General features: G+C 40.5%; 6 protein-coding genes. 4 read left to right on the plus strand and 2 right to left on the minus strand.

The genetic code is table 11. The features are described 5' to 3' along the window. Positions 1–12 precede the first annotated feature (12 nt). Both B3D98_RS02125 and B3D98_RS02130 read right to left on the minus strand, forming a co-directional pair. Entirely contained in the window at positions 13–1,374 is a 1,362-nt protein-coding gene (locus B3D98_RS02125; protein ID WP_288580071.1) for an aspartate aminotransferase family protein, read from the minus strand. A gap of 172 nt (positions 1,375–1,546) precedes the next feature. Further along, entirely contained in the window at positions 1,547–2,716 is a 1,170-nt protein-coding gene (locus tag B3D98_RS02130; protein ID WP_048389885.1) for a PucR family transcriptional regulator, read from the minus strand. Between the two features lie 140 nt (positions 2,717–2,856). Between B3D98_RS02130 and B3D98_RS02135 the strand changes: the two genes are divergently transcribed. The 4 genes from B3D98_RS02135 to preA all read left to right on the plus strand — a co-directional run bounded on the left by B3D98_RS02135 (position 2,857) and on the right by preA (position 8,471). Next, positions 2,857–4,101: a Zn-dependent hydrolase gene (locus B3D98_RS02135; protein ID WP_054550727.1), complete on the plus strand. Its 1,245-nt coding sequence runs from the start codon at positions 2,857–2,859 to the stop codon at positions 4,099–4,101. Between the two features lie 44 nt (positions 4,102–4,145). Continuing rightward, positions 4,146–5,549 carry a dihydropyrimidinase gene (gene hydA, locus B3D98_RS02140; RefSeq protein WP_048389890.1) on the plus strand — a complete coding sequence of 468 codons (1,404 nt, stop codon included), beginning with the start codon at positions 4,146–4,148 and terminating at the stop codon, positions 5,547–5,549. Between the two features lie 98 nt (positions 5,550–5,647). Further along, the gene (locus B3D98_RS02145; protein ID WP_054550728.1) at positions 5,648–7,015 is read left to right on the plus strand and encodes an NAD(P)-dependent oxidoreductase; all 1,368 of its coding nucleotides are present in this window, start codon (positions 5,648–5,650) and stop codon (positions 7,013–7,015) included. A 193-nt stretch (positions 7,016–7,208) separates the two neighbouring features. Further along, the gene (preA, locus tag B3D98_RS02150) at positions 7,209–8,471 is read left to right on the plus strand and encodes an NAD-dependent dihydropyrimidine dehydrogenase subunit PreA (RefSeq protein WP_288580078.1); all 1,263 of its coding nucleotides are present in this window, start codon (positions 7,209–7,211) and stop codon (positions 8,469–8,471) included. The last annotated feature ends 143 nt before the right edge of the window (positions 8,472–8,614 follow it).

The following is an 8,614-nucleotide window of genomic DNA, read 5'->3' on the forward strand; positions in this document are numbered from 1 at the left end:
TAGCTATTCCTCCTACAGTTTAATAGAATGTAAGGCTTGTACAAATTTTTCAACAATGAAATTCGTCTCGTCTGTGGAAATAATCAGAGGAGGAGATAAGGTTAACACATTATTGAAACCTGCCACGGTTACCCCATTTTTCCCAATGAGTAACCCTTGTTCCTTACATTGTGTGATCACTTTGTTCACAAGTGTAATGTCGAGGGGTGTTTTGCTATCTTTATCTTGTACTAGCTCTACGCCAATTAATAAGCCTTTCCCACGAATATCCCCAACATTCGGGTGCTCCTTTAATTGCTCCTGTAATGTAGTGAGTAATGTAGTACCTAGTGCAGCCGAGTGGGCAAATAAATTTTCCTTTTCCATTATTTCAATATTTTTTAATGCGACGGCACATGCTGCTGGTGATCCACCGAATGTGTTGACATGACGGAAAAAGTCATATTCCTCAGTTCCAGCAAACGCCTCATAAATTTCACGACGAACAGCTGTAGCAGACAGAGGCATATAAGCGCTGGTTAAGCCTTTCGCCATAGTCACAATATCAGGCTGGATGCCGTAGTTTTGGAATCCAAAAGCTTTGCCTGTACGACCAAAACCACAAATGACTTCATCGACAATGAGTAGTGCGCCATGCTTCTCACAAACAGCTTTAACTCCCTGTAAGTAGCTGTCGTGGGGCATAATTACACCACCGCCAGTAATAATAGGCTCCATAATGACTGCTGCTATGGAATCTGACATTTCCCAAGTCATGACATGATCGATTGCTTGGACGGATGGTAATGCACAAGGGTCCTTACTTTGAATATGGTCTTCATTGGCACGATAAGCGTCAGGTGGAGTGACATGTAAAAAACCTGGTGCCAGTGGCTCATATTTATACTTTCGTTGAGCTTGTCCAGTTGCTGCAAGAGCACCCATCGAGCTACCATGATAGGCCCGGTAACGAGAAATAATTTTCGTTCGATTGACGTGACCTTTTTGTTGATGATATTGTCTAGCTATTTTGAAGGCTGCCTCATTTGCCTCGGAGCCACTATTGGAGAAGAAGACGACATAATCATCCCCTAAAAGCTCATTAATTTTTTCACTTAATTGAATAGCAGGGATATGCCCAACAGATAATGGGGTATACGTATTTTCTAGCAATTGCTCATAGGCAGCTTTGGCAATCTCCTCACGTCCATAGCCAACGTTCACACACCATAAACCTGCCATTGCATCTAAATAACGCTTGCCTTCAATGTCAGTAATCCATGCCCCTTTAGAGGATTGGACGATCATTGTTGCATTTGGATTGTAGGGCTTCATAGAATGCCATACGAATTGTTCATCTTTTACTCGCCAATTGGGACTTGTTACATTTGTCACGAAGCTTCACTCCTTCTAAACAGGTAGTTGATTAGCATGCATATGTTTTCTTCAGATGTGGACAACAAAAATGCGCAGTCGCCCCCATTTGTACTTTATATGTATGCTTCAAGAATTTTAGAAGGAGTATTTAATGAGAAAGATAATTCAGTTAATTTAATGTTGTGACAGGCTATTGATGCATTAAGACATCCTCAATTAAAAAGGCAATATACAAATTAGTCTTCGTAAAGGGATTGCTTAAGTCCATATCTAATAGCATTTCAATTTTCTTAATTTTATAGAGGACGGTGTTTCGATGTATAAATTGACGTTCACTAATCCTGCTTGTACTGCCATTTTCCTCAACAAAAATACGTAAAAAAGGTACATAGTCTGTCCCATGTAGTTCATCATAGCGGTAAAGTTGTCCTAAAATATCCTGACTAAACGATTTCATTAGGGGCTGATTTTTCACAGCCATCAATATTTTATAGGCACCGATTTCTTTGTATTTATACAAATAACGATTGTTATGAAGCTGTGCTAAATGGATGACGGTTAAGGACTCATCATAGCTTTGGCGAACATTTTCTAGCTCTTTATGAAAGTTACCTTTGCCTATAATAATATCCAAGTAACCATTTTTTAGCGTGATTTTTTCATAGATTTCTTCTACAACTTTTGAGAAGGGTATATTAGGTGTATTGATTTGTGCTTTATCAATTAAAAAGATGAGGTGATTTTTATGCTTTAATTTTAAGAAGCGTTGATAGCGATTTTGAAAAGCGAATTGGATCATGACCTCATAACGGTCAATAGCTGCTTTGGAGCCAATGGTTGTACAAGTTATGATCGCTAATTCTCTTCCTTGAGGAAATCCTAGCTGTGCTAGTTGATCTTTCATTGTGTTAGTGTTTTGTTTGTAATGAAATAGTAGATTGAAAAGAACCTTTTCTTCGATAGAAAGCTCTTGATGGTGATTGGCAATAAATTGAAAGGTAGTTTTTAATAGATCAGCAATGCGATAATTCCATGGCATTTGAAAAATTGGGAAATCATGTTGATTGGCAAAAGAGATGACGGCTTCTGGAATGCTAGGAATGAATGGTCCTGTATTAATGATAAAGCCAGCTACTTTTTTTGTGTATGCCTGTTTGACAAGATGTTCCAAGGAGTCTTGCTGCGCATCTAAATTAATACCTGTTGTGACGACTAATTCATTGGGTCTACAAAACATGATTAAATCACTGCTTTCCACAACATTAATACCAGTAACTCTGCGATACGTACCACTATGTCCAGCGACTAATGTGAGCATTGGGAAATGAACTCCCTCTACAATTTTACGAATCGTCCCCATACGTTCCCCCCTTAATTATGAACATAACTTACCATATATGATGTGCAGTTGCACATATTTTTTTAGTTTACTATCCATATCTCACAAATTTTATCTATTTTAGAATGTTTATTAACTACTGTGAAAGAGAGGACTTGCATATGTATAAATGTAATAGTAGACGATTGCAAGAGTTAATTGAACAATTTAGTCAATTTGGGGCCACCGAAAATGGTGGCGTCACACGTTTGTCTCTTTCGAATGAGGATGTATTAGCAAGAAACTATTTTTGTGAGTGTTGCAAAACGTTAGGAATGGATATTCAGGTGGACGATATGGGCAACATTTACGCCACTCTTCCTGGTAAAAAGAATGTGCCACCCATTGTCATGGGTTCCCATCTAGATTCAGTAGAAAAAGGTGGAAGATTTGATGGTGTGTTAGGTGTACTAACAGCGATCGAGGCCATTCGAACAATAAAGGAAAATGATATCGAAGTGGACATTCCTCTTACGATTGTCAATTTCACGAATGAAGAAGGGGCACGTTTTGATCCAGCCATGATGAGTTCAGGCGTCATCACCTCAAAATTTGACAAAGAAAAAATGCTCCAATCTACGGATAAAAACGGCATTCGTTTTCAACAAGCTTTACAAGCAAGTGGCTATGAGGGAGAGCAAGCCAATCGTCTGAAGGAGGCACTTGCTTATATCGAATTGCATATTGAACAAGGGCCAGTATTAGAAGCAAAACAGCAGGAAATTGGTGTGGTTGAAGGTGTGCTAGGCATGGTCTGCTATGAAATTACAATTAGTGGGCAATCAAACCATGCAGGTACAACCCCAATGTCAATGCGTAAAGACCCAATGATTGTGGCATCAACCATCATTAAAGAGCTATATGAACAATTAGGAAAAATTGACGAACAACTTGTTTTTACTTTTGGTCGTATGAATGTTTCCCCGAATATTCATACCGTTATCCCAAATAAGGTGACATTTACAATTGATTCACGTCATCAAAAGCCAGAGGTCATGCAACAGGTTGAGGATATTCTCAACGCGCTTCCTGAGACAGCGGGCGGATGCCATATTCAGCCTGTCAAGTTATGGGGCAGAGATACCGTGTATTTTGATAGTGCGATTTGCAATGAAGTAGAAAGAGCTTGTCAAAGCTTTGGCTATTCATCTCATCGTATGTTTAGTGGCGCTGGACATGATGCACAGTATATGGCAAGTATGGTTCCTTCCGCGATGATTTTTGTTCCAAGCATTCAAGGGAAGAGTCATTGTGAAGAAGAGGAAACAGCCTTTGAAGATTGTGCAAAGGGCGCAGATATTTTATTGGAAACGGTGTTAACGCTACAAACGAAGTTTAGTATGGGCGAAACATATACACTGCATTAACTATCAAGCATTCTCTAATTTTGTGATGAAGGGTGAGAGGCATAGTGAAAAAAATCATTAAAGGTGGACGAGTAGCAACTGCTGCTGATGTATTTGAGGCAGATATTTTAATTGAGAACGGTAAAATTGTTCAAATTGGACAAAATTTAACGGATGCTGGCGCTGAAATTATTGATGCTACAGGCAAGTACGTATTGCCTGGTGGCATTGATCCCCATACGCATTTAGACATGCCATTCAATAACACGGTGACGGATGATGATTGGAAATCAGGCACCATTGCAGCGGCTTTTGGTGGGACAACTACTATTTTAGATTTCTGTTTAACAGCAGGAGAAGAAAAATTATCGACAGCCGTAGAGAAATGGCACGACAAGGCAAAAGGAAAGTCTGCTATTGACTATGGCTTCCACTTGATGATTGGTGATCTAACACCTGAAACCGAAGCTGAATTACCACAATTATTAGAGCAAGAGGGCATTACTTCTGTCAAAGTCTTCATGGCTTATGCAAAAGAATTCCAAGCCACAGATCGTACATTATTTAAAGCCTTTAAAATCGCTAAGGATCTTGGTGCGATAGTGATGGTCCATTGTGAAAATGGCTCTGTTATAGATGAGCTAGTAGAGGAGGCAAGACGTGCTGGACATAAGGAACCGATCTATCATGCACTAACTCGTCCAGCGGAATTGGAAGGAGAGGCAACAAAGCGTGCTATCGAATTAGCGCATATAGCTGGTGCGAAGCTCTATGTGGTGCATGTGACTTGTAAAGAAGCGGTAGATGAAATTATTGCCGCTCGTGAAAAGGGCTATGATGTTTATGGTGAAACTTGTCCACCGTATTTAACGCTCGATCAATCCGCATTAGCGCAACCAGGCTTTGAAGGAGCCAAATATGTTTGGTCACCGCCACTTCGTCCTAAATATCATCAAGAACATTTATGGAATGCCTTAAAGGCAAAACAGCTACAAACGATTGGCTCAGACCAATGCTCCTTTAGCTTTAAAGGTAAAAAGCAATTAGGCTTAAATGATTTCTCGAAAATTCCAAATGGCGGACCATTCATTGAAGACCGCTTCAGTATCTTATACTCTGAGGGCGTGGCAAAAGGCAGAATTTCCATCAATGAATTTGTTGATATGATCTCTACTAGTGCCGCAAAAATATTTGGCTTATTCCCGCAAAAAGGAACGATTGCAATTGGTTCAGATGCGGATATCGTCATTTTTGACCCAGAGGCACAGCGTCAAATTTCAGCTAAAACACATCATATGAATGTGGACTATAACCCATATGAAGGCTGGGAAGTAACAGGTGAGCCTGTTAGTGTACTCGTACGTGGGGAATATGTCATTAAAAATAAAGAATTTGTAGGTGTACTTGGCAGTGGACGATACATTAAACGTCCATTAAAAACAGTAACTGCGGAAGCTCTAAACATTTAGCTTCCTACAGGATAGACCGATTGTTTTGACTGGAGAGCAAAACAATCGGTTTCGTAATTAGGGTACGGAAAAAATGAACACATGAGGGGGATGTGGAAATGGTTCCGATTCAAGAAAATGCAATGACCGTGCAGCTTAGACGTAATTTTGTGGAATTAAAAGGTAAGATGACAAAGAATGAGGCTATTGAGGAAGCCAATCGTTGTTTGTATTGCTATGACGCACCATGTATTAAAGCATGTCCAACAAGTATTCAAATACCAAATTTCATAAAAAAAATTGCATCTGGTAATATGAAGGGTTCTGCTACGACTATATTAGAAGCAAACCCAATTGGTGCAAGCTGTGCAAGAGTTTGTCCAACGGAAGAACTGTGTGAAGGGGCGTGTGTCTTAAATTCTTCAACAAAGCCAATTAAAATTGGTGAGTTACAACGTTATGCAACGGATTGGGCAATGGAAACCAATGCTCAGCTATTTAAGGCAGGTCCACATAATGGACAGAAAATAGCCATTGTAGGGGCAGGTCCTGCTGGTTTGTCGGCAGCTCGTGAGCTCAGTCGTTTAGGCTATCAAGTAACTATTTATGAGGCTGAAGCGAAGGCAGGGGGCTTAGGAAGCTATGGGATTGTAGCATTCCGATTACCAAATGATGTCGTAGATTGGGAAGTAGAGCAGATTGAACAGCTCGGTGTGGACATTCAAACGAATACAGCTGTAGGTGTGGATATTTCTGCTGATGAAATTTTGGCTCAGTATGACAGTGTGATTTTAGCTGTCGGTATGGGTGCTGTCCCAAATCTGGGCATTGATGGGGAAGATTTAGAAGGGGTACATGATGCTATTGAGTTTATTCGAAAAACAAAAATGGGACCGCTTACAAATGATATTGTAGGGAAACGAGTAGCCGTAATCGGTGCTGGAAACACGGCGATAGACGGTGCTACAAGTGCGGTGCGTTTAGGCGCAGATAATGTACAAATTCTCTATCGTAGAACAGAAAAAGAAATGACAGCATACAAATTTGAATATGAATTTGCCAAGCAGGATGGTGTGGAATTTAAATGGCTAACTGCACCTAAAAAAATTATTGGCAATGAAGCAGGAAAGGTGACAGGCATTGAATGTGTGAAAATGAAGCTTGGTGAGGCAGGTCCTGATGGTCGACAACGCCCTGAAGAAGTAAAGGGCTCCAATTTTATCATTGAAGTGGATGCTGTTATTAAAGCCATCGGGCAAACTCGTTTTGTATCGTTAATTGAAGCCTTTGGTTTAGCTCATACAAATGGTGTCGTAGACATTGATGAGACAACAATGCAAACGTCCAATGACAAAGTATTTGCATGTGGAGATGTTGTCTTTGGTAATGGACAGGGTGAAGCGATGGTAGTGACCGCTGTACAGCAAGGAAAAGATGCAGCATATAAGATTCATGAATGTTTAAGAAAACCAAGTGAGATTGCATAAAGTGAACCTTCAATCAGGGAGGCTCTTCCTCCACTGATTGTTAGATTCACCAATCGGGTTTATACAGGCTGTTAATCCCCCATCTGAATGATTACATTAGCCTATGTTTTGAAATGGAGGTCATACAGCCTGTATCTGGCACTATGCTTTCAGTTGACAAAAGATTGTTAGTACGGATAGAGGGGGAACTTATATGGCAGACTTACGCATTGATTTAGCGGGCATCAAATCGCCGAATCCATTTTGGCTAGCATCTGCTCCACCAACGAATTCAGGCTATCAAGTACAACGTGCATTTGAAGCGGGCTGGGGTGGCGCAGTTTGGAAAACGTTAGGAGAACCGATTTTAAATGTGTCTTCCCGTTTTGCAGCAGTTAGCTATAATGGCCAACGTGTGGCAGGCTTTAACAATATTGAATTAATTACGGATCGACCATTAGAAGTGAATTTACAAGAAATTTATGAGACGAAAAAGAAATTTCCTAATCACGCAATTATTGCCTCGTTAATGGTGGAACCAAAGCAAGAAAAATGGCATGAAATTGTGAAACGAGTAGAAGATGTGGGGGTTGATGGTCTTGAGCTTAACTTTGGTTGTCCACATGGGATGGCAGAGCGAGGCATGGGTTCTGCCTCTGGTCAAGTCCCTGAATTGGTGGAAAAACAAACGTACTGGGTAAAGGAAGCGGCGCGTACACCTGTTATTGTTAAACTAACGCCCAACATTACGGATATTACCGTGACGGCGGAAGCGGCAACACGAGGTGGAGCAGATGCTGTGAGTATGATTAATACGATTAACAGTTTAGCTGGTGTTGATTTAGATTCTTGGAATACAGTACCACATGTGGCTGGAAAAGGAGCTCATGGGGGCTATTGTGGTCCAGCAGTTAAACCAATTGCACTGAACATGGTTGCAGAATGTGCTCGTAATCCATTAGTCAATGTACCGATTTCGGGCATCGGGGGGATCTCCAATTGGCAAGATGCAGCGGAATTTATTTTAATGGGTGCGACAGGCGTACAGGTATGTACAGCAGCAATGCATCATGGCTTTAGTATTGTGGAGGATATGATTGATGGGCTGAATAACTACTTAGATGATAAAGGTTTAGCTTCAGTCATGGATTTAGTTGGTCGCTCTGTACAAAGGTATTCAAACTGGGGTGATTTAGACTTAAATTATAAAATTGTCGCAGAAATTAATAATGATGTTTGTATTAATTGCAATAAGTGTCATATTGCTTGCGAGGATACATCCCATCAATGTATTGACCTTTATACGGAGGATGGTCGCCCAATGCTAAAGGTTCGTGAGGAAGACTGCGTAGGCTGTAATTTATGCTCAATTGTTTGTCCTGTCGATGGAGCCATTTCAATGGTTGAACGCCCATCTACAATTCCGCCAATGACATGGAATGAACGCCAATCACTTCTTAGCAGTCTATCAAAATAAAGGACCGTTGTTCATTTTTGAATAAAGATTAAAATCGAAATTCCACCTTCCTTCAGCATTTTGGGTGAAGGAAGGCACTTCAAGTAGGTTGTCACGGAAATTAGAAAAAAAGGAGAGAAACATTATGGAACGTGAAGGGAATT

Source organism: Lysinibacillus sp. UBA5994 (assembly GCF_002429725.1).
Classification (GTDB): Bacteria; Bacillota; Bacilli; order Bacillales_A; family Planococcaceae; genus Lysinibacillus; species Lysinibacillus capsici.